The organism is Bacillus cereus group sp. TH152-1LC (assembly GCF_027710505.1).
Lineage (GTDB): Bacteria > Bacillota > Bacilli > Bacillales > Bacillaceae_G > Bacillus_A > Bacillus_A mobilis.
In genome coordinates this window covers 89,291-109,741 of the sequence record NZ_JAQFNK010000013.1, presented here as the reverse complement: position 1 = coordinate 109,741, position 20,451 = coordinate 89,291, and the positions used below count along the sequence as shown (strand labels likewise).

Here is a 20,451-nt window from a genome sequence, read left to right as displayed (position 1 = left end):
ATGACAAACATTCAAAAACGTTTTTATAAAGGCCGTGTAGCATTAAATGTATTAGCGAACAATACCCGAAATGCGAAAGATATTTTTGAAGCAGCAGAAGGTTATGTAGTAGTAGGAGTGTTATCAAAAGACTACCCAACAGTAGAAGAAGCAGTTACAGCGATGAAAGCATACGGAAAAGAAATTGATGACGCGGTATCGATTGGACTAGGAGCAGGAGATAATCGCCAAGCAGCAGTTGTAGCTGAAATTGCGAAGCATTATCCTGGTAGTCATATTAACCAAGTGTTCCCTTCAGTTGGAGCGACACGTGCAAATCTTGGCGGAAAAGATAGCTGGATTAATAGTTTAGTATCACCAACAGGAAAAGTAGGGTACGTAAATATTTCTACTGGTCCAATTAGTGCAGCTGGAGAAGAAAAAGCAATCGTTCCAATTAAAACAGCGATCGCACTTGTACGTGATATGGGCGGAAATTCATTGAAATACTTCCCAATGAAAGGTTTAGCTCATGAAGAAGAATATCGCGCAGTTGCGAAAGCATGTGCAGAAGAAGGATTTGCATTAGAACCAACAGGTGGAATTGATAAAGAAAACTTTGAAATAATTGTGCGTATTGCATTAGAAGCAAACGTAGAGCAAGTTATCCCGCACGTGTACTCTTCTATTATTGATAAAGAAACTGGTAATACGAAAACAGAAGATGTTCGTGAATTATTAGCGGTAGTGAAGAAGTTAGTTGATCAATATGCGTAAGAAAATTGCAGCATTCGGCGAAGTAATGATGCGCCTGCAAGTACCAGGATATGAATTGTTATCGCAAGCAAATACGTTAAAATACTCATTTTCTGGTACAGGTGTGAACGTTGCAGCAGCACTTTCTCATCTCGGGCATGAAGGTTTTCTTATTTCAACTTTACCGGAAAACTCGGTTGGGGATGCTGCGATATCACATATTCAAAAGTTAGGCATTCGGGCGCCGTTTATTTCAAGAGCTGGTAAATATGTCGGCATGTACTTTTTAGAAAATGGATTTGGTGCATGTGCAAGCCGCGTTACATATTCAAATCGATTAGAAAGTAGCTTCAATACGGCATGTGAAGAGATGTACCAGTTTGAAGAAATCGCCAAGGAAATTGATATCGTTCATTTTTGCGGGATTACACTTGCAATGAATGATACGGTGCGCCATCATATGAAATCTTTAGCGAAAGCAGTTAAAGAAAACGGAGGCACTGTCGTTTTTGATTGCAATTATCGTCCATCACTTTGGGGAGAAGATGGATATGAGCAGGCGAAGCCGCATTATGAAGAAATGCTAGCTCTTGCTGATATCGTTATGATGAATGAAAAAGATGCAATGTTCGTTCTTGGAATGCAAACAGAAGAGAGGGAGCGAGAGGCGCAACTTGTTGATCTTATTCCGAAAGTGGCTGAAACATATCATATAGCTACAATTGCTGGTACACATCGCTCTATTAATAGCGATAATACACACTCGCTTCGAGGGTTTATATGTAAAGATGGTGCGTTCACTTTTGCAAAAACACTTACGTTTTCTGTATATGATAGAATAGGTGCTGGAGATGCTTATACGAGCGGGATTATTCATGGCGAGATAGAAGAGTTTGCACCAGAGAAAGCTGTTTCATTTGCGTCAGCAGCTGGAATGCTTGCACATACAATCGTCGGTGATACGCCAATGTCATCAGAGAAGGATATACTTCGGGCAATGACGGCATCAGTAGGTGATGTAGAAAGGTAGTGGGTGTAACGGTGAACGTAACGAGAAAAAAAGGACCATTATATTTACAAATAAAAAATATTATTCGTGATCGAATATTGCATGGTGTATATGCGATTCATACGAATATTCCTTCCGAACCGCAGTTAGAAGAAGAGTTCAAAGTAAGTAAAATTACAGTGCGTAATGCGATTAAAGAACTTGCTCAAGAAGGATATTTGGAAAAGAAAAGCGGTAAAGGAACGAAAGTCATCCGTAATACTTCTGCGACAAAGTTGTCAAAGGGTAAGAAATTTACAGAAGTGTTAGTGGAAGAAGGGTATAAAGTACAAAAGAAATTGCTAAAAGCAGAAATCGTTCATAATGAAGAAGGAACAGTGCCGTTTCGATTATTCGGTAAGGAGAGTTTCCGTATCGAACGTTTATATGCTTTAAATGATGCACCGTATATTCATTATACGCACTATTTCTCAGCACACATGGCAAGTACAGATTTATCGGACTTTGACTTGCAATCGCTTTACGATTTAGTGGAAGACCGAGGTATACATTTAGAAAACTTCAGAGATGAATTCGCTGTTGGACTTGCGCCTAGCTTCGTTGCAGAAGCGTTAGGTGAAAAAGAGGGGACAGCGCTATTAAAACGTATGCGCTATTCTTACGATGAAGTTGGCGAAGTAATTGAATATAGCGAAGGCTACTACAATACAGAAATGCAGCATTATGTAGTGAATTATGACGTATAAAAAGAGGGGATTGTCCCTCTTTTTTTATAAAGTAAAACATGAATTGGATGCATCCCACACCAATCGGATGTTTACTGTCCATAAATATGAGGGAAAAGTAAGGAGAATGCGAGATGGATATATATTTATTAATCGTCACGTTACTTGCGATCGCAATTGTTATTTTAGGGGTATCATGGTGGAAATGGCATGCATTTATTAGTTTAACAGTTGCGAGTTTATTTTTAGCTATCATGTCTGGACTGAATTTAACGAAGATAGTGACGGCCTATGAAACTGGTGTTGGTAGTGTACTAGGGCATTTAGTTGGTATTTTAGCTCTCGGAACCATTTTAGGGAAAATGATGTCCGATTCAGGGGCCGGCATGCAAGTGGCAGACTTCTTTATTCGATTTTTCGGTGTGAAGAAACTACCTTGGGCTATGTTATTTGCAGGATTTGTTATAGGGATTCCGGTATTTTTCGAAGTGGGGATCGTCATTTTATTACCACTTGTTATTTCAATTCGAAAAACGACGAAGCAAAATATATTATTAATTGCGTTACCTGTTATCGCTGGATTATCTATTGTTCACGGGCTCGTGCCACCACATCCAGGGGCGATGACAGCAATCGGTATTTATAACGCGAACTTAGGAAAGGTACTTTTATATTCATTAATTATCGCGTTACCAACAGCCATTATCGCAGGACCGATATTTGCAAAGTGGGTACATAAGAGAGTTATACCTGAAAATGAACCAGAGCTCGTTCGAGTTACGACTGTATCAACTGATTTACCAAGTCGTAAGGTTTCATTCTTTATTATTTTATTACCAGTTGTATTAATGATTTTATCAGTAGTTGCACCATATATTTCATTACCGAAAAAGATAACTGAATTTTTTGTGTTTATAGGGAGTCCAGTAATTGCTTTACTTATTTCATGTTTCGCAGCGTTCTATTTACTTGGAATAAGACAAGGAATTAATAAAAAGGTGATTAAAAAGTTAACGGATGAAAGTTTATTACCGGTTGGTTCCATTATTTTAATTATCGGTGCAGGCGGTGGGTTTAAACAAATATTAATTGAAAGCGGCGTTGGAACGGCGATTGCACAAATGGCAGAACATATATCGTTATCGCCGATCGTCTTAGCTTTCATGGTAGCTGGATTAATTCGAATTGCAACAGGTTCAGCGACAGTAGCATTAACGACAGCAGCAGGAATTGTTTCACCAGTTATTCAGCATATGTCAGGTGTAAATTTAGAACTGCTCGTTATTGCAACGGGTGCAGGATCATTAATGTTTTCTCACGTAAATGATGCAGGATTCTGGCTTGTAAAAGAGTATTTAGGATTAACGGTGAAGGAAACGTTTAAGACGTGGACGGTGCTCGAGACATTGTTATCATTTATTGCATTTGGCTTTGCGCTTTTATTAAATACTTTTATTTAGAAGATACCTTAATTGGTATCTTTTTTTGATGAAGCCCATTTCCGAAAACAAGCCCGTTTTTAGGTGAGCCAAGCTTCCTATTCGCCCTGAAAACATACTATAAATGGAATCCCCTCATTTAGAGCAAGGTGAACTTGTTATGAATGATACTAAAGGAGGAATATAGTAATGAGCGAAAAGTGTGAACACAGACATGATGATTGTAACCGCAGACATGGGTGCGGCGGCGGTTTTGCGCTTCTAATCGTATTGTTTATTTTATTAATTATCATTGGTGCTAGCTGCTTCGGCGGAGGCGGAGGCGGTTGTGGTTATGGTGGTTACGGCGGTTATGCTGGCGGCTATGGTGGATATTGCTGCTAATTATTAAAAACTATTGAAAATAGCCTTGTGCATACTGCACAAGGCTATTTTATTCATACTTTAATATGCTGTGATAATTTATTAATGTACAGAGAACGGATTAAGAAGAAGAAAATGATCTCGATAATCCCGAAAAAGGTAAGTATAATCAATAACTCTTTTAGTAACGAGAAAGAAAACATGCTTTGTAAAAACTTAACCGCAAATAATGTGTGAACACCAGCAACGATATACGGGACGAAAAATAAAATCCCTAGTTGAATCGTTGCAGAACGAAACATTTCTGATTCAGTTAATCCAAGCTTTGTAATCGTAATATACTTTTGCCTTTCGGTTGTTAAGTCATTATACATACGGAAGTATAAAACACTAGCCGCACCGATAAAGAAAATAAAGCCAAGAAATGCCCAAATAAAGAAGTGAGCAATTGCATTATCTTTACTGTTAATGAGTTCATCAGTAGCAGTGTGAATATAAAATGGCTTGAAAAAATTTTCTTCATCCTTATGTGCTTCATATAAGTTATTTGCATCTTGATCTAATATGTTTAATATATTTTTTGTCGGGATAATTGCATTTTCCCAATTTTCCACGAAATAGTTATAAATAGTAATTGTTTCAATATGAGGAATCATATTTTCAATTGCATTATCTTGCATAACAATGAGATGAGGTAATGCAAAGGAGGGTTCGATTCCTTTATTAATAAATCCTTTAATATGAAATTCCTTTTTATTAGAGCCAAGTGTAATTGTATTTTGTTTAGCAAATGGGTTTGATACAAGATTTAATAGTTCTGGCGCATAGCGAGAAATAATGTAAACTTGTGTAGAATCAAGAGTAACTGCTGGTCTATTTAATTGTTTGGCAATCGCGTTATAATCACTCATTTTCATTAGCGCAATGTCTTCTTTTAATGCTGTATCTTTTAATACTGTAAATTTATATTTTTTGTAATCGAAATTGTTATTTGTAAGCTCCGTTTCAATTGTAGTAATATGCTTTTGTTCAAGGGAATTGTCACCTTCTGATGTATAAGTGAAGGGAACGGGATATCGTTCTAGTACTGATGCTTTCGTATTATTATTAGCGGCAAATAACCCGATAATAATAGTAAATGCAAGTGCAGATAGCATAGAAACAATAAAGAGTACGTTAATATTACTACGGGTACGAGCAACTAAGTCTGAAATCCATAACATATTTATTTGTTTTAAATAAAACTTTCTGCGCCTTTTTAAAATATAGATAAAAAGAAGAAATGTTTGTGAAAAGAAAAAATATGTCCCGACTACTACGAGCGGCAAAATAGATAACATAATAAAGAAGACAGATCCGTTTTGTACATTTTTTTCTGTTACGTAGCCTTGTGGATAACCGGCGATGTAATAGCATAGCCCTAAACAAATTAAAGCGAATAAAGAGATGAGTATAGATGGCCTTTTTTCAGCTTTCATTTTTTTGTTACCTTTAATGAGCTGCGCTGTTTTACGAGTACGAATGAACATTGGCGTAAACGTAGAAACGATTAAAAATAAAATGATAAACGTTACAGTTGTAACGATGATCGCTTCTGTCGGCCAATATAAATAGAGACCTTTTGCACCTGTTAATTTCGAAGTGACTAATAAGAAAAAGTTAGAAAATACAAGACCACCTTGTATCCCGATAAAAATAGATAATATCCCGATTATCATGTTTTCTGTAAATAACAGTCTTTTTAATTGTTTCTGTGAGATTCCAAGAATAGTGAGTATCCCGAATTGCTGCTTCCGTACATTTAAAAATGTTCCAACTGAATATAAGAGAAAGAAGAACGAGAACATAACGATCACAAGCTGTGCCGTACTAGCTAAGTTCATTAGCGGATCACGTTCTTGAAAGCTTTGTGTATTTTGTAAGCGCGGATGGTACGCATATACAGTAAATGAAAAGAAAACCATGATAGAAAATGCACTACTTACAAAATAAGCGAAATATGCTTTAGAATTACGCGAGACATTTTTAAATGCAAATTGCCAAAATGTCATCCACGTCTTCCTCCTAATAATGCTAAAACATCTAATATTTCTTGATAAAACTTCTCGCGATATAGCCCGCGGTGTAGTTCATTGTAAAGCTCGCCATCTTTAATGAAAATGACGCGGTTACAATAACTTGCTGCGAATGGATCGTGTGTAACCATTAAAATTGTTGCATCTTCTTCTTTATTCAATTTCGTAAATAGCTCCATTACGTCAATTGCTGCTTTTGAATCTAAGTTTCCTGTTGGTTCATCAGCAAGTAGAAGTGACGGATGATGAATAACAGCACGTGCTACTGCGGTACGCTGTGCTTGTCCTCCAGAAACTTCAAAAATACGTTTGTCCAAAATATGATCAATGCCAAGCTTTTTTGAAATGTTATCAAGCTTTTCGTCCATTTCTTTTAATGGAACATTATCTAATGTTAAAGGTAGTACAATATTTTCACCGATTGTTAGTGTGTCTAGTAGGTTAAAGTTTTGGAAAACAAATCCTAACTCTTGTCGGCGGAAAATAGCTAGTTTCTCTCTACGAAATGTGTGCGGTTTTTTGCCGTTAATCACGACATCACCAGAAGTAGGAGAATCAATTGTAGAGATAACGTTTAAAAATGTAGATTTCCCACTACCAGATGGCCCCATGATAGCTACAAATTCACCTTTATCTACATGTAAATTTATATTTTTTAAAGCGGTATGAGGGACTTTTCCTTCATACACTTTTGAGACGTTTTTTATGTGTAAAACTTCTTCCATAGTAATCACCTTTCTATTCTTTAAAACTTAATGTGTTGTGATAATTTTTGCATATAAAAGGAACGAATTAAAAGGAAAAATAAAATTTCAACTGTTCCAAAAATCATAAGTACGACTGTAATCTCAGCGAAGAACGAGAGATGTAAAACTTCTTGCAGCATCTTTGTCGCAAACATCGTATGAATCGATGCCATAATGTATGGAACAAAGAACAGAATCGCGAGTTGAATTGTAGCAGATCGTTTCATCTCAGCTTCTGTTAAACCGATTTTTGTAATCGTTACATACTTTTCTTGCTCGTTTGTTAAATCGGTATACATCCTGAAATAAAGAACACTGCCAGCACCAATAAAGAAAATAACACCTAAGAAAGTACCAATTAAGAAGAATGAAGCGACATTTTGTTTTGTTGTGTATAGAGAATCGCTTGCTTCACTTGCATGGAAAGGCTTGTGATCTGCTTGAATGTTGTTCGCATCGGTATTCATTTTGTCTATGAATGACGAGCCGATGTTATTAGCCTTTTCCCAGTCTTTAACTTTAAAGCTATATACACTCATCTGTTTTGAAATGGGTGATAATGCCTCTACATTTTCATCAGATAATACGAGTAATTGTGAGATTAACCTATTTGGGAATGGGTTATAACTTTTATATTCTTTTATGTGTAATTGCAAAGAATTTTGGTTTAGCGTAAGAGTATTTCTCGTTTTTTGATCATGAAGTGTTTCAAAAACTTGATTATCTAAATCTTTAATAAGAACATAGGATTCATTATTCTTCACGTGGAGATTTTCCCAGTTTAATGCTTTAGCAAGTATATTGTAGTCGCTTTGTTTAATTGCATAATAGAGTTGCGGGGTTTCTTCCGCCGAAGATACTTCATATATATCCGTTTTGAATTGTGTATAAGCAAATTGCTCTTCGTTAAACTTTTGTTTTAACCAATTCAAATGTTCATCTGCTAACGTATTTTCAGTATGTGATAAATATGTAAAAGGAAAAGGATTTTCCCTTACCGCATCAAACTTTGTAAATTTCCCAAAACCGTATAAGAATGTAATCATAGTAAAAGCGAGTGTTGATAGCATCGCTACAATAAAGAGCATGTTAATGTTTGTCCGAATGCGCGCTGCTAAATCAGAAATCCAAAGCATATTCGTACGCTTCATATAAAATGTTCTTCGTGTTTTTAATATCCGAATGAGTAAAAAACTAATTTGTGAAAAGAAAAAGTATGTTCCAGCTGCAACAAGTGACGGAATGAGAAATATACAGGTGGCGGCGTAAAAAAGCCCAATTACGTCGCCAAGCGATATGAAATATATCGGATTTGCTGCTAGTACGTACCCAGATATTAAACATGTCGCACCAAATAGAGAGATGAGCACGGAGGCTTTTCTTTCTTTTTGTTTTGTTCCTTCTTTTAAAAGACGTACAGCCTTTCTTGTCCGAATGAGCATCGGTGTAAAAGATGAGACGAGAATGAAGAGTCCAAGAAAGATGACCATCGTTAAAATAATGGCACCCGTTGGCCAATATAAATATAAACCAGGTACATGCGTAATTTTTGCGGTAACTAGTAAAAAGAACTGCGAGAAGACGAGTCCAAGTTGAATGCCGAAAAATATGGAAAGAACACCAATTAGCATGTTTTCTAGAAATACGAGTCTCTTTAATTGTTTTTGAGATATACCAAGTACTGTTAAAATCCCAAATTGCTTCTTTCGTACTTTTAAGAAAGTACCGATTGAATATAGTAAAAAGAAAAACGAAAAGAATACAATGACAACTTCTGAAATTGTCATTAATATGTTCAGAGCAGCATTCACGCCTGTCATATGCAATTTAGGATGAAATAAATAAACTGCAAACGAGAAAAAAATTGCAATGGAAAACGCACTACTTACAAAATAGGCGAAATAAGCTCTGGCGTTCCGGGTTACGTTTTTAAATGCAAACTGCCAAAATGTCATTCACCTGAACCTCCTAGTAGAGTGAAGATAAAAAGAGTATGAGAGATACTCTTTTTATCAAGTTTGTTTTAAGTACTTTGTTCACTCGTGTACTGTGATAATTTTTGCATATAAAGTGAACGGATGAATAAGAAAAATATGATTTCAACGAATCCAAAAATAATAAGAACGGCTGAAACTTCTTTGAACAAAGATAAACCAATTACATCTTGTAGCATTTTCGTGGCGAACATTGTATGAATGGATGCCATAATGTAAGGAACGAAAAATAAAATACTAAGCTGAATGGTTGCAGATCGTTTCATTTCTGTATCTGTCACACCGATTTTAGAAATTGTTATATACTTCTCTTGCTCGTTCGTCAAATCGGTATACATTCTAAAGTAAAGAACGCTACCAGCTCCAATGAAGAAAATAACTCCTAAAAATGTTCCGATTAGGAAGAATGCGGCACTACCAGACGTTATTTTATATAATGTTCCTGCTGATTCAAAGAATCGAATAAGAGGTCCTTCATACTGGGAATTATTTAGATCTTTTTGCACTTTGTCTATAAAATCATCAGCAATTTTATATGTTTGTTCCCAGTTTTGAATTTTGTAATTGTATGCTGATATATGCTTTACCGTGTTGGGTAAGTTATTTACGTGAATATCAGGCAAAACTACCGTTTGATATGAAAAGTCAGATGGAATTGCATTTCCAGGCGCATAGCCTTTTACTAGTAATTTTGTATTTGTACTAGAGAGTGTAATGTAACCTCTTTTGTAGCTTTGCTCAAATTCGTTGAATATAGTGACATAAGATGTCCCTGTTAACACGTATGCTTCGTTATTATCCATAAATAGTTGTTTCATTCGCAAAGAACCCGCAAGTTTGTTATAGTCACTTTGCTTAATTGCGTATACATCTTTATCTTCTTTTAGTGGTGTTTCATATATATCCGCTTTTATTTTCTCATAAGGGAAATGCTCTTTTTCTAATTGTTGCTCAAGCCAATTTAAATGCTCTGCAACAAAAGGATTCGCATCATAAGAAAAATAAGAAATTGGGAAAGGCGAAGTTCTATTAACCTCTAGCTTAATAAATTTTCCGAATCCATATAGGAACGTAATCATTGTGAAAGCAATTGTAGAGAGCATTGCTACAATAAAAAGCATATTAATATTCGTTCGAATACGGCTTGCTAAATCAGAAATCCAAAGCATATTAACCCGTTTCATATAAAACTTTCTTCTCGTTTTTAAAATGTAAATAAGTAAAAAACTAATTTGTGAAAAGAAAAAATATGTCCCGATTGTAACAAGCGTTGGGATAATGAAAATACTCGAAAGCATATATATAACGCCTATTTGCGGACTTACTGATACAAAATATTTAGGATTTCCAGCTAAAGCATAACCACCTAATAAACAAATCGCACCAAATAAGGAAACAAGTATGGACGGTTTTTTTTCTCTCTGTTTTCCGCCATTTGTTTTTAAAAGTTGTATCGTTTTTTTTGTACGGATAAGCATTGGTGTGAATGTAGATACAATGATAAAAAGACTAAGGAAAACGATGGTCGTTAAAATAAACGCGTTAATAGGCAAGTATAAATATATACCTGGCACGTGCGTAATTTTTGCTGTGACTAATAAGAAAAATTGCGAGAAGACTAGCCCAAACTGCATGCCAAAAAAGATAGATAAAATACCGATTAACATATTCTCCATAAAAACGAGACGATGTAATTGCTTTCTCGATATTCCTAAAACGGTTAAAACTCCAAATTGCTTTTTGCGCACTTTTAAGAAGGTACCAATGGAATATAGTAAAAAGAAGAAAGAGAAAAATACAATTACTACTTCTGAAAATATCATCAATCCTGAAATCTCAGCGCCCATATTGAAGTTTTGTAATTTCGGATGGAATAAGTAGACCGCAAACGAAAAGAAAACAGCAATGGAAAAAGAACTGCTTAAAAAGTAAGCAAAATAAGCTCTAGAGTTGCGCGTTACATTTTTAAAGGCAAACTGCCAAAATGTCATAATATGTGCCCCCTGTTAGTAGGCCAATATGTAGTTTTATTGCAAAAAATGTATGAGAGTGCGTTCTCATACATTTTGCTAGCATATGTTAGGGTCATGCTTCGGTCACCTGCTCCGCATGTTCTGCTTGATTATTTGCAGCGTTGTGGAAGATGATTTTAATCGTCGTTCCTTTACCAACTGCAGAGTCTAGTTTGACAGAGTGACCTAAATAATCACAAATTTTACTTACAATATATAGTCCCATACCAGTAGATTCTCCGAATGCGCGACCGTTTTTCCCAGTGTAAAACGGTTCAAATACTCTTCGAATATCTTCTTGCGGAATACCAACACCTTCATCGCGAACTTCTAAAATAATATCTTTTCCGTTTCGGTAAGCAGATAAGAATACTTTCTTTCCGCGTTCACCAGAGTAACGAACTGCATTTGTCATTAACTGATAAATGATGAATTTTAGCCATTTCGCATCAGAAGCAACTTTTAAATCGGAATGAACTTCTAAAACAGGGAAGACCCCGTTTCGAATGAATAGTTCTTTTAATCCGTTAATATTTTTTGTTACCGCATCTTTTAATGAAATCGTCTCAACATGGAAATCTTCATGGAAGTTATTCAGCCTTGCCATATATAAAGTCATATCGAGTCCTTGATTTAATCGTTCTAATTCTTTTTTGAATTTCGGAATCAAATGCTCATCTTCCATTTCGAGCACCATAAGCTGCATAACAGATACAGGTGTCTTCATTTGATGCACCCAGTGGTTAATGAATAATTGATGTTCTTGTTGTTTTACTTCATACGATTGTAGTTCTTTTTGGAACAGACGATACTGCGTGCGCACGAGTTCATTTACACCGTGAGGCATCGGAGCAGTTGCTCTTTCAATAAACGCATCTTCCATTTTCTCTGGTTGCTCACTTAATCTATGATACATTCTACGATTTCGAACGTAACGATAAGCGAGGAAACAAATGAATAAATATAAACTTAAAACGACGAAGTAAAATTTATTATTTTGAAATCCATCTACTGCATCATAAAGAACGAAGATGATACCGAAATTTAATACGTATAGTAGAAAAAATGCAAAATGATCACGTAAAAATAGCTTCATGCTTATTCACTCCAAGTTGCGTTAAAACGATACCCAAGTCCACGTACTGTTTCAATAGCATTTTCAATACCAAGCTCATTGAACTTTTTACGAAGACGCGTAATGTTTACGTTTAATGTATTTTCTTCAACGAAGCTTTCGTCGTCCCATAGGGCAGCTAATAAATCTTCACGGCTCGCTGTACGAGGGAATTTAGATAATAACATTTCTGCTAAAATTGCCTCTTTCTTCGTTAAAAGAACTTGCTCAGCTCCGAAATGAATTTCTGGACGCTCTGGGAATAATTTTAGTCCTTCTACTTCAACGATACGTTCAGAAATATTTGGCGCATAATCACCGTAAATACGGCGTAATTGGCCCTTAATTTTCGCCATTACAACGTCATAGTGGAACGGTTTTGTAATATAATCATCCGCACCGCTTTCAATCGCCATAATTTGTTCCATCTCACCAGCACGTGCTGAAATGAAAATAATTGGACAAGTAGATTCATGACGAATTTGACGGCACCAGTAGAATCCATCGAATTTCGGTAAGTTTACATCAAGTAAAACAAGGTGTGGTTTCACTGCGTTAAACGATTCCATAATATCATCGAAGTTCTCTGCAACAACAGCTTCATAGCCGTATTTTTGAATGTGAGATTGTAGTAATGATGAAATATTTGGATCGTCTTCAACGATTAAAATTTTATACATATGTATATTCCTCCTAAAAAAACAATTGTAGCTATAGTGTATCATGTGTTTCAAGTCTTTTCATTATGTTGAAAGATAAGCTAGTAAACAGTATAGGTCAAAACTGAGAAAAGTAAAAAGTATTATATTTTTTTATGAAATTTGGAACTTTATTTTGCTTACTGTCCAATATATAGTGAGAACATCGTTAAGGAGGGGGCACTACTTGGTAAGTAATGAAGATATACATATTTGGATAGAGCGTTTACTAAAAGGTGACGAGGAGGCTTTTGAATTTATATTTGATTTAACGAGTCAGAGAATCTACGAAACCGTCTTTGCTATAGTTAAAAATCGACATGATACAAATGAAATCTACTTCCAACTTTGGAAATCTATTTCAACATATGATCAATCTAGACCGTTTCTATTTTGGTTGAATGGAATTGTTTACAAGCAGATTAGTCAGTGGAGAAAGCACATATGGAAAAGGATACGCTTATTTGAAAAACAACAATTAAATGATGAGAAGTTGTAGAGGTTCCGGAAAAAATATTAGTAAGAAAAGAAACAGAAGAGCAGTTAGTAACGGTGATACAAGAACTACCATTTAAGTTTAGAGTAGTGATCGTTTATCGCTTTTATCATGATTACACGTATGAAGAAATTGCAGAACTATTACAAATTCCTATAGGTACAGTAAGATCTAGAATTCACAGAGCGTTAGAAAAAATTCGGAATCAATCTAGTATAGAAATAGATGAGGAGGAATCTAATTCAAATGTCGTTTTCAAATGAATGTAAAAAAGCAATGAAACAAGAGGTTCCAAAAGAGGTTAAAGAGCGTGCTTATCAATCCTTTAGTCAAATGTATAAAAAAGATAACAAAAAGAAAACGAAAAAGAAATTATTAATAGCAGGTTTAATAGCGGCTGTCATTATACCAACGAGTACAATGGCATTAAACAATTCCTATTTTGCAAAGCCAGAGGTAAAGTTAAATGAAATGATTGGTGAAGAAGTTAAAAAGGATGCTGCGAATGGGAAGTCCATACAGTTAAACGAAAAAGTAGTAGATAATGGTATTACGCTTCATATAAAAGAAATGTTAATTCAAGACGCTAAAATACTTGTTTACTATCGGCTTGAGCAGCAAGATGGATCGCTTGTTCCTTATAAATTTAATACAACTGGGCTTGAGATTACAAACGATGGTAAAGAAGATGGGAAACAAATAGAGAGCCCGCATTATAAAAATAAGAAATTTAATGCTGTCCAATATTTGCATTTTCTTAGTAACACTCATACGGATAATTATCAAAAAGATCGTATTGGTAATCCCGATGCATTTGAGACAAGTATATTTTATTTAACGAATCAAGCGGGAGAAGCTTTTGAAACGGTGTTCGCTTCTCACGATAAACCAGAGGGAGTAATGGTTTTTGAACCGTTAGAAGGTGAAAGATTTCCAGACTTCTTATCTGTAAACATTAATATTAACAGAGTTGGAGGAACGGAAGGAACTTGGACATCGAAAATTCCTGTGGATATGGTGCATAAAACTATCCAAAAGGAATCTACAAAGAACGAATGATAATCCATACTAGGTGTGTGAAAGCATGAGTAGTTATTGGTTAGATGAATTCGGAACGATAGTAGGTATGTCCTTTATTATAAGCTTGCTAATCTTTTCGATTTCTTCGTTTGTTAATAAAATAATAAAGTTTAAATAAAGCAGCTTTTCTTATTAGAAGAGCTGCTTTACTTTTTAACCTGCGTAATCTATAGATTTTATTCAATATAGAGTAATTGACATAGGATAAAAAATAAAAAGGGGCGTATAGATAATTGACAATTAACTAAAAACATTTTAACATTTAGATAAATATCTAAATGTCTAATTAATGAAGGGAAGAAAGACATTGAATCAAGCATTTAAAGCATTAGCAGACCCAACAAGGCGAAAAATTTTAGATTTATTAAAAGAAGGCGATTTAACCGCTGGGGAAATTGCTGAACATTTCAATATGACAAAGCCAAGTATTTCACACCACTTAAACGCACTTAAAAATGCTGAACTTATCCAAGATGAAAAAAAGGGGCAATTCGTTATGTACTCTTTAAACACAACTGTATTTCAAGATTTGTTGACTTGGGTGTTTACATTTACGAATAAGGGGGAAGAGGGGAAATGAGGAAGCATCTTTTTGCAATTTTATTAATTGTTATAACTTGTTTAGCTTGGGCGTTTGCTTGGCCACATTTACCAGATACAATTGCAACGCATTGGAGCGGTGGTAAGGTAGATGGCTATTCTTCTAAACTGTATGGAATGATCTCGATGGTTGGAATTATGATTGGGCTATATATATTTCTAAATGTATTACCAAAGATTGATCCAAAGAAAGCAAACTACGAGAAATTTTCTAAAGCTTTTATGATGATGAATAACGGGATACTGCTACTACTATTTGTAGGGAATATAGATATTATTACAAGTGGGCTTGGATATAACTTATTCATTAATCGCGTGCCTGAATTATTAGTTGGTATTTTATTTATAGTCATCGGAAACTATTTACCACAATGTAAACCAAATTACTTTGTAGGTATAAAGACACCATGGACATTAAGTAACGAAGAGGTATGGAGAAAAACACACCGTTTTAGCGGAAAAGTTTTTGTTGCATTAGGAATTATTATGATTTTAAGTGTTTTTGCACCAGTAGCATGGAAAACTTTCGTAATGGTTGGCATTATTATCGGTGCAGTAGGACTAACGATGGGATATTCTTATGTCGCCTATAAAAAAGAACTAAAAGTGTAAATAAAAGCTGCTTTTCCTTCTAAGGAAGAGCGGCTTTATTTTTTATCCCGCTTTAATGGGCAGTAAGACCCCCACCTCAAAATTCAGCGAAAGCAAAGAATTTAGGTGGGGGATCAACTGCCCATAAAAGTCCGATTGGTTCAACTAATAATCAGTGGGGGATGAAGAAATCCCCCACTGATTAAAGTTTCACTTTATTTCTTCAAAACCGGTATCCAAATTTCACTTTTAAAGTTTGGGGAGGATATATCTTTCTGTTCATTCCACAATATTTCCGGTCCTTTTGCTAGTTCATAGTTTGAGGAAGGAAACCATTCGGAATAAATGCGCCCCCATACATTTTGTAATGTTTCAGGAAATGGACCGACAGCTTCAAAGATAGCCCACGTTGAAGCTGCGACTTCAAGTTGAGCGAATTGCTCTGGACAATCTTTCGTTGTTGCTACTCCAATGTAGTGATCAAGTTCTCCTTTTTCCTCCATCCTTCCTTCAGAAAAGTTAGTAGAGGCACTAATGATTCCATTCGGTTCCATGTTTGCAAGCATCTTTAATGTTTGAATGGACTCAGGATTTAAACTTTTCCACATAGAAGCAATTTCTTCATTTACACCGTTAAATACAATTGGTACGCGTTTTGTAATACCAATAATACGAAATGCTTCTTTTTCTTCAATTCGATAGTTCATTTCATTTCCTCCTTGAATCGATAACTGGAAGGTCATTGGTGAATAAGCTTTCAAAGAATGACTACTATTTCGGGCCTCTGAAGGTGTTATGCCGTGCAAGTTTTGAAAGGCACGTGCAAACGAATCTGGTGAGTTGTATCCATATTTTATAGCGACATCAATGACTTTTGCATCGCTAACTTTTAGTTCAAAAGCAGCAAGAGTAAGACGTCTACAGCGAATATATTCTGATAGGGATATGCCAGCTAGAAAAGAAAACATTCTTTTGAAATGATATTCAGAGCAGTACGCTATTTTTGCGACTTTTTTAAAATCAATTTCATCTGTTAGGTTGTTTTCAATATACTGCATTGCTGCATTCATATTTTTAAGTGAATCCATACGATGACCTCCTTGTTAAATAGAATAGCAGGAAAAAAATAAGTCCATCCGACATTTCATGCACAACTTTGTAGGGGACATTTTTAACCTTACAAAATTGTAATGTTCCTGTAAGGAGAATGAATGGATGGCATGATATCCCAATGTTATAGTAACAAAGTACTTTCGTTCAGTAGATTAAATTTTGATTTCTCTGCTTACCGGCCTTACATAACTGTCATGTTTGTGTAAGAAACATCGATAGTGGCAAGAGTAGAGAGTGTATATAGTTGAAAATAGAGAATAGAAGAAATGAGGGATGTCGAGATGAAAACAGTGTTAGAAGCAAAAAATATTGAAAAAGTGTATGACACGGGTGGTAATAAATTCGCAGCGTTAAAAGGTATTAACTTACAAGTAAAAGAAGGTGAGTTCGTTGGAATTATGGGACCTTCTGGTTCGGGTAAGACGACTTTACTAAACGTTCTTTCTACAATTGATAATGCGACGAACGGTGAAATTTTAATTGATGGAAAAGATATTGTGAAGATGAACGATGATAAGCTAGCGTTATTCCGCCGCGATCATTTAGGGTTCATTTTCCAAGATTATAATTTATTAGATACGTTAACGGTGAAAGAAAATATTGCCTTACCTCTTGCGTTATCAAAGGTGAAAGCAAGTGAGATTGATCGCCGTGTTCTTGAAATCTCAAAGAAATTCGGTATTGATCATATTTTAAGTCAGTTCCCATATCAAGTATCTGGTGGACAGAAGCAGCGCTGCGCAGCATCGCGTGCGATCGTTACAAATCCTAGTATGATTTTCGGAGATGAGCCGACAGGAGCGCTTGATTCTAAATCAGCAACAGATTTATTAGAAAGTATGAAGTCGTTAAACGAATATGATAACTCTACAATTTTAATGGTAACGCACGATGCGTTTGCGGCGAGTTATTGTAAACGAGTTATTTTCATTAAAGATGGTGAGTTATATAAAGAGTTGCACCGCGGGGAATCAACGCGTAAGCAGTTCTTCCAAAAAGTTGTTGACGTAATGTCTTCTATTTCCGGAGGTATGGCTGATGACCTTATCTAGCATTGCCCTCCGCAACATACAGCGGAACTTTAAAGACTACTTTGTATATTTTGCATCTATGATCTTTAGTATCGTCATTTATTTTACATTTAAGGCGTTACAGTATAATTCACAAATGGAAAAAGCCGCGGAGGGTTCAAAAAAAATTAGCGGTGCGTTTCAAGTATCAAGTGTCATGCTAATTATTTTCGTGGCCGTGTTCATTATATATTCAAACGGTTTCTTTACAAGGAAGCGTAAAAAAGAAGTTGGACTCTATTCCTTATTAGGTATTCGTAAAAGACAGATTGGTAAAATGCTGTTTTATGAAAATATGTTAATGGGATTAATGTCTTTAATTATCGGTATTGCGATTGGTAGTGTCCTTTCGAAACTATTCCTTGAACTGCTAGTAAGCATGATGGGATTAAACTTAAATGTTCATTTTGAAGTACCGATGGCTGCAATTGTTGATACAGCACTTATTTTCTTTGTGATTATTTTGTATACATCACTTCAAGGATATCGTTTAATTTATCGATTTAAGCTAATTGAACTTTTCCGAGCAGAACGCGAAGGAGAGGCAATGCCAAAAGGATCAGTTATTATGGCATTAATTTCAGTTTTCTTAATCGGTTCAGGTTATTTCTTAGCATTAATGTACGTGAAGGCACTTAAGTATGCAGACTTTATGGTAGTTGCACTTTACATTTTACTTGCGACAGTATTAGGTACGTACTTACTATTTATGTTCTTTACAGTATTCGTACTAAAGCGTGCAAGAAATAATAAATCATCGTTTTATAACGGTATGAACATGGTAACGACGTCACAGTTACTATACCGTATTAAAGGAAATGCAAAATCACTTGCGACAATTTCTATTTTAAGCGCGGTAACATTAACAGCTGTTGGTACGTCAGTTACGATGTATTACAACACATTTACACAATCAAAAGCAGTTGCACCATATAGCTATTCTTATGAGAAAAAAGATGCAGAGCTTGATAAGAAAGTGAATGCGATTTTTGCAGAAGAGAAGCAAAATCATCCAATCAAAGATCAATTTGAAATTGAGACAGTTCCTGTAAAAGGGAAGTTTGAAGGAAATAAAGTTGATTTCATTCTGAATATGAACTATACGATTTCAGAGAAATATCAGTTTATGTCTCAGTCAGAATTTAATAAACTGGCGAAAAAATATGATGTAGAACCAGTGAATGTAGCTACTGGCGAAGCATTTGTATATGATAGTTCATACATTGAGGGATATGAATTCAGTCCTCAATATAAAGGAAATAAAGCGGTATTCCAAATGGGAAATGAAACGAAGTCTTTAACGATTCAAGGTGTAAATAATACAGCAATTACGAATTTAGGTGAATTAGTTGTTGTCGTTTCAGACGAAATGTATGGGCAAGCGAAACAGACATTTGGAACACGCGCTGTAAAAAATATTGATGTAAAAGATGAAAGAAATAGTAAAGTACTTACAGAAAAGTTAACGAAAGTGATGCCAGCTGGTGAATCAGAAATGATACCACCATTTAGAGACTTCTATACTGGTTTCCAGATGGGGCTTGAAGGAACAGGATTAATGATGTTCATCGGAATGTTCTTAGGTCTTGTATTCTTACTAGCAACAGGCTCTATCATTTACTTCAAGCAATTAACAGAAGCAAATGCTGACCGTGAACGTTACATTGTACTTCGTAAAGTCGGTGTAACGAAACAAGAGATGAAAAAAGCTATCGCAAAACAAGTAAGCTTTATCTTTGCGATTCCGTTAGTCATCGGAATTCTACACAGCCTATTTGCACTAAAAGGCTTAGCGAACTTACTACCATTCGAAATTATGATTCCGCTCCTAATTAGTATTGGAGTATATGGCGTCATTTATATCGGATATTACTTCCTAACAGTTCGTTCTTATTATAAGATTGTGAGCGCGAAATAATAAGTGAAGCTGTGAGAAATTAAAAAAGCCATTTACCTAATTTTTTATGAGGTGAATGGCTTTTTTTCGTTCTAAATACTACCGCGCATCGATTATGTCGATGAAACTAAAAGTATGTTTACGGTCAAAGGCATCTATGCATACTAAAGAACGTTTTAAAGGATTTAATTCAATTACAGTCATATAACTTGTAGGGAAATAACGATCTTTATAATAAGTGATCAATATTTCTTTTTCTGAAATGTAAGAGCGTAATAAAGTATCTTCAATTCTGTCTCTATCATCATATGGTGACACTTTTCGCGATTCTTTCATGTCAGTCGATTTTGATATTTTGGTACTACTCATGCTTTCTATTCTCCTAACAATATATTTTCTATATAGGAAGGTTCATCACTATGGAAGTAGCTACTACTGATTTCGTTTTATTGTGTATGATTGGAAGCCGAATTTGCTTAGTACTAAAAAATTATCAAATTCATTCACTTATTTATAGTAATTATTTGTCATTCTTGTACTTTTTTGAATGGAATTAAAACTTTATTAAGGGGAATTTCGATGAGGGAGAATAAAGTGAAACTTTAATCAGTGGGGGTCTTACTGCCCGGCAAATAGCGGGATAAATGGATTTGATGAAGGTGAGCTAGTATGACAACTATCTCACCTCCTATTC

At 35.3% G+C, this 20,451-nt stretch carries 18 protein-coding genes and 1 pseudogene; 11 read left to right on the top strand and 8 right to left on the bottom strand.

Annotation, left to right across the window (positions count from 1 at the left end):
- From dagF to PDL00_RS23745, 5 genes are all read left to right on the top strand, one after another.
- Complete coding sequence (gene dagF, locus PDL00_RS23765) at nt 1-756, top strand: 2-dehydro-3-deoxy-phosphogluconate aldolase (protein WP_270731475.1); 756 nt, start codon at nt 1-3, stop codon at nt 754-756.
- On the top strand, nt 749-1,765 hold the full coding sequence (locus tag PDL00_RS23760) for a sugar kinase (RefSeq protein WP_270731472.1): 1,017 nt from the start codon (nt 749-751) through the stop codon (nt 1,763-1,765). The genes dagF and PDL00_RS23760 overlap by 8 nt, the downstream gene beginning before the upstream one ends.
- On the top strand, nt 1,765-2,490 hold the full coding sequence (locus PDL00_RS23755) for a GntR family transcriptional regulator (protein WP_242255692.1): 726 nt from the start codon (nt 1,765-1,767) through the stop codon (nt 2,488-2,490). Before PDL00_RS23760 ends, PDL00_RS23755 begins: the two co-directional genes overlap by 1 nt.
- A 113-nt stretch (nt 2,491-2,603) precedes the next feature.
- Nucleotides 2,604-3,929, top strand: coding sequence for a gluconate permease GntP (gene gntP, locus PDL00_RS23750; protein ID WP_063259501.1), 1,326 nt, complete (start codon nt 2,604-2,606; stop codon nt 3,927-3,929).
- A 168-nt stretch (nt 3,930-4,097) separates the two neighbouring features.
- Nucleotides 4,098-4,292: a YjcZ family sporulation protein gene (locus PDL00_RS23745; protein ID WP_242255691.1), complete on the top strand. Its 195-nt coding sequence runs from the start codon at nt 4,098-4,100 to the stop codon at nt 4,290-4,292.
- A 53-nt stretch (nt 4,293-4,345) separates the two neighbouring features.
- On the opposite strand, the gene PDL00_RS23740 is transcribed toward PDL00_RS23745, so the two are convergent.
- The 6 genes from PDL00_RS23740 to PDL00_RS23715 all read right to left on the bottom strand — a co-directional run bounded on the left by PDL00_RS23740 (nt 4,346) and on the right by PDL00_RS23715 (nt 12,892).
- A complete protein-coding gene (locus PDL00_RS23740) occupies nt 4,346-6,322 on the bottom strand; it encodes an FtsX-like permease family protein (RefSeq protein ID WP_270731465.1) in 1,977 nt (658 codons plus the stop codon).
- Nucleotides 6,319-7,071, bottom strand: coding sequence for an ABC transporter ATP-binding protein (locus PDL00_RS23735; protein ID WP_000393250.1), 753 nt, complete (start codon nt 7,069-7,071; stop codon nt 6,319-6,321). Before PDL00_RS23735 ends, PDL00_RS23740 begins: the two co-directional genes overlap by 4 nt.
- Before the next feature lie 20 nt (nt 7,072-7,091).
- Nucleotides 7,092-9,047 (bottom strand): ABC transporter permease, encoded by a 1,956-nt coding sequence (locus PDL00_RS23730; protein ID WP_270731461.1) that lies wholly within the window; start codon nt 9,045-9,047, stop codon nt 7,092-7,094.
- 68 nt (nt 9,048-9,115) lie between these two features.
- Nucleotides 9,116-11,077 carry an FtsX-like permease family protein gene (locus PDL00_RS23725; RefSeq protein WP_242257017.1) on the bottom strand — a complete coding sequence of 654 codons (1,962 nt, stop codon included), beginning with the start codon at nt 11,075-11,077 and terminating at the stop codon, nt 9,116-9,118.
- 94 nt (nt 11,078-11,171) lie between these two features.
- Nucleotides 11,172-12,194, bottom strand: coding sequence for a sensor histidine kinase (locus PDL00_RS23720; RefSeq protein WP_270731458.1), 1,023 nt, complete (start codon nt 12,192-12,194; stop codon nt 11,172-11,174).
- 2 nt (nt 12,195-12,196) lie between these two features.
- Nucleotides 12,197-12,892: a response regulator transcription factor gene (locus PDL00_RS23715; protein ID WP_000276736.1), complete on the bottom strand. Its 696-nt coding sequence runs from the start codon at nt 12,890-12,892 to the stop codon at nt 12,197-12,199.
- A 205-nt stretch (nt 12,893-13,097) separates the two neighbouring features.
- Here PDL00_RS23715 and PDL00_RS23710 point away from each other — a divergent pair.
- From PDL00_RS23710 to PDL00_RS23695, 4 genes and pseudogenes are all read left to right on the top strand, one after another.
- Nucleotides 13,098-13,669, top strand: a pseudogene (locus PDL00_RS23710) (sigma-70 family RNA polymerase sigma factor).
- Nucleotides 13,653-14,465: a DUF4179 domain-containing protein gene (locus tag PDL00_RS23705; protein WP_270731455.1), complete on the top strand. Its 813-nt coding sequence runs from the start codon at nt 13,653-13,655 to the stop codon at nt 14,463-14,465. The pseudogene PDL00_RS23710 and the gene PDL00_RS23705 overlap by 17 nt, the downstream one beginning before the upstream one ends.
- A 328-nt stretch (nt 14,466-14,793) precedes the next feature.
- On the top strand, nt 14,794-15,066 hold the full coding sequence (locus PDL00_RS23700; RefSeq protein ID WP_001070523.1) for an autorepressor SdpR family transcription factor: 273 nt from the start codon (nt 14,794-14,796) through the stop codon (nt 15,064-15,066).
- On the top strand, nt 15,063-15,698 hold the full coding sequence (locus tag PDL00_RS23695; protein ID WP_242257013.1) for an SdpI family protein: 636 nt from the start codon (nt 15,063-15,065) through the stop codon (nt 15,696-15,698). Before PDL00_RS23700 ends, PDL00_RS23695 begins: the two co-directional genes overlap by 4 nt.
- A gap of 194 nt (nt 15,699-15,892) precedes the next feature.
- Here the strand turns inward: PDL00_RS23695 and PDL00_RS23690 are convergent, their stop codons facing one another.
- Entirely contained in the window at nt 15,893-16,765 is an 873-nt protein-coding gene (locus tag PDL00_RS23690; protein ID WP_270731453.1) for an AraC family transcriptional regulator, read from the bottom strand.
- Nucleotides 16,766-17,071: 306 nt separating this feature from the next.
- On the opposite strand from PDL00_RS23690, the gene PDL00_RS23685 reads away from it, so the two are divergent.
- Entirely contained in the window at nt 17,072-17,842 is a 771-nt protein-coding gene (locus PDL00_RS23685) for an ABC transporter ATP-binding protein (protein WP_000859656.1), read from the top strand.
- Nucleotides 17,829-19,778: an ABC transporter permease gene (locus PDL00_RS23680; protein ID WP_242257011.1), complete on the top strand. Its 1,950-nt coding sequence runs from the start codon at nt 17,829-17,831 to the stop codon at nt 19,776-19,778. The genes PDL00_RS23685 and PDL00_RS23680 overlap by 14 nt, the downstream gene beginning before the upstream one ends.
- 78 nt (nt 19,779-19,856) lie before the next feature.
- Here PDL00_RS23680 and PDL00_RS23675 read toward each other — a convergent pair whose 3' ends face one another.
- Nucleotides 19,857-20,126: a YolD-like family protein gene (locus tag PDL00_RS23675; RefSeq protein WP_270731449.1), complete on the bottom strand. Its 270-nt coding sequence runs from the start codon at nt 20,124-20,126 to the stop codon at nt 19,857-19,859.
- Nucleotides 20,127-20,451: the final 325 nt, after the last annotated feature.

Excerpts from the sequence above, each read along its gene's own strand:
- PDL00_RS23695 (WP_242257013.1), top strand. The coding sequence starts at position 15,063 with ATGAGGAAGCATCTTTTTGCAATTTTATTAATTGTTATAACTTGTTTA.
- dagF (WP_270731475.1), top strand. The coding sequence starts at position 1 with ATGACAAACATTCAAAAACGTTTTTATAAAGGCCGTGTAGCATTAAAT.
- PDL00_RS23760 (WP_270731472.1), top strand. The coding sequence starts at position 749 with ATGCGTAAGAAAATTGCAGCATTCGGCGAAGTAATGATGCGCCTGCAA.
- PDL00_RS23705 (WP_270731455.1), top strand. The coding sequence starts at position 13,653 with ATGTCGTTTTCAAATGAATGTAAAAAAGCAATGAAACAAGAGGTTCCA.
- PDL00_RS23745 (WP_242255691.1), top strand. The coding sequence starts at position 4,098 with ATGAGCGAAAAGTGTGAACACAGACATGATGATTGTAACCGCAGACAT.
- PDL00_RS23690 (WP_270731453.1), bottom strand. The coding sequence starts at position 16,765 with ATGGATTCACTTAAAAATATGAATGCAGCAATGCAGTATATTGAAAAC.
- gntP (WP_063259501.1), top strand. The coding sequence starts at position 2,604 with ATGGATATATATTTATTAATCGTCACGTTACTTGCGATCGCAATTGTT.
- PDL00_RS23675 (WP_270731449.1), bottom strand. The coding sequence starts at position 20,126 with ATGAGTAGTACCAAAATATCAAAATCGACTGACATGAAAGAATCGCGA.
- PDL00_RS23720 (WP_270731458.1), bottom strand. The coding sequence starts at position 12,194 with ATGAAGCTATTTTTACGTGATCATTTTGCATTTTTTCTACTATACGTA.
- PDL00_RS23735 (WP_000393250.1), bottom strand. The coding sequence starts at position 7,071 with ATGGAAGAAGTTTTACACATAAAAAACGTCTCAAAAGTGTATGAAGGA.
- PDL00_RS23685 (WP_000859656.1), top strand. The coding sequence starts at position 17,072 with ATGAAAACAGTGTTAGAAGCAAAAAATATTGAAAAAGTGTATGACACG.
- PDL00_RS23740 (WP_270731465.1), bottom strand. The coding sequence starts at position 6,322 with ATGACATTTTGGCAATTTGCATTTAAAAATGTCTCGCGTAATTCTAAA.
- PDL00_RS23680 (WP_242257011.1), top strand. The coding sequence starts at position 17,829 with ATGACCTTATCTAGCATTGCCCTCCGCAACATACAGCGGAACTTTAAA.
- PDL00_RS23715 (WP_000276736.1), bottom strand. The coding sequence starts at position 12,892 with ATGTATAAAATTTTAATCGTTGAAGACGATCCAAATATTTCATCATTA.
- PDL00_RS23725 (WP_242257017.1), bottom strand. The coding sequence starts at position 11,077 with ATGACATTTTGGCAGTTTGCCTTTAAAAATGTAACGCGCAACTCTAGA.
- PDL00_RS23730 (WP_270731461.1), bottom strand. The coding sequence starts at position 9,047 with ATGACATTTTGGCAGTTTGCATTTAAAAACGTAACCCGGAACGCCAGA.